Origin of the sequence: Prevotella sp. P3-92 (assembly GCF_002251205.1) — a bacterium.
Taxonomy (GTDB): Bacteria; Bacteroidota; Bacteroidia; order Bacteroidales; family Bacteroidaceae; genus Prevotella.
Window position 1 is genome coordinate 1 of record NZ_NPJE01000055.1, and the last position, 1029, is coordinate 1029.

At 36.2% G+C, this 1029-nt stretch carries 1 protein-coding gene; it reads left to right on the plus strand.

Annotated features, from left to right (window positions below; translation table 11 throughout):
* Positions 1–105: 105 nt before the first annotated feature.
* On the plus strand, positions 106–1011 hold the full coding sequence (locus tag CIK93_RS07535) for an IS982 family transposase (RefSeq protein ID WP_094440459.1): 906 nt from the start codon (positions 106–108) through the stop codon (positions 1009–1011).
* The last annotated feature ends 18 nt before the right edge of the window (positions 1012–1029 follow it).

Genomic DNA, 1029 nt, shown 5'->3' on the forward strand with positions numbered 1-1029 from the left:
AACGTGAGTTCGACGAAATATAAGTGTCTAAAAATTTGGTGATTAGCGAAAATTGTTGTAACTTTAAGGTGCTAAAAAATCAAAAGTTTACAAACAATAATCGCTATGATCACCGAGGACAAAGTTACTGAAATTTTCTGTATTGCAGATGACTTCTGCAAAGTTTTTGATGCCCAAATGGAAAAATACACCATAAAAAGCAATTTAAAACGCAAATACCATCGTGAATCGACTATGTCAAAGGCCGAAATTATGGTTGTCATTATACTTTTTCACAGTTCAGGCTTTCGTTGCTTGAAGCATTTCTATAAAGAATATGTATGTGTGCATCTTCGACACTTGTTTCCCAATGTTGTGTCATACAATCGTTTTGTGGAACTCCAGAAGACTATTGCTATTCCTTTAACTATCTTTATAAAGAAGGTGCTTTTAGGAAAATGTACAGGAATCAGTTTCGTGGATAGCACCCCTCTTCGTGTATGTAGGAACCAGAGAATCCTTATCCATAAGACATTTAAAGGTATCGCTCAAAGAGGTAAATGTTCTATGGGATGGTTCTTCGGTTTTAAGCTTCATCTGATATGTAATGAAAAAGGAGAATTGCTGAATTTTATGATTACTCCTGGTGATATTGACGACCGTAAACCATTGGAATATAAAGCCTTTGTTGATTTCATCTACGGCAAACTTGTTGGAGACAAGGGGTATATAGGCAAGAACCTATTCGATAAACTTTTCGTTGATGGGATACAACTTATCACGAAACTAAAAAGCAACATGAAGGGGTCTATCATGAAAATATCAGATAGACTCTTGCTTAGAAAGCGGGCTATCATAGAGACCGTTAACGATGAACTTAAGAATATTGCACAGGTGGAACATTCCAGACACAGATCTTTCGACAACTTCATTGTCAATACTCTTGGAGCTTTGGCAGCATATTGCTTCTTTCCTAAGAAACCTACAATTGCCGTTCAAAGGACTATTGATAGACAATTGACCTTATTCTAATTCGTCGAACTCACGTTA

Bases quoted from the DNA above. Each gene is read 5' to 3' on its own strand.
- CIK93_RS07535 (WP_094440459.1), top strand. From the start codon at position 106: ATGATCACCGAGGACAAAGTTACTGAAATTTTCTGTATTGCAGATGAC.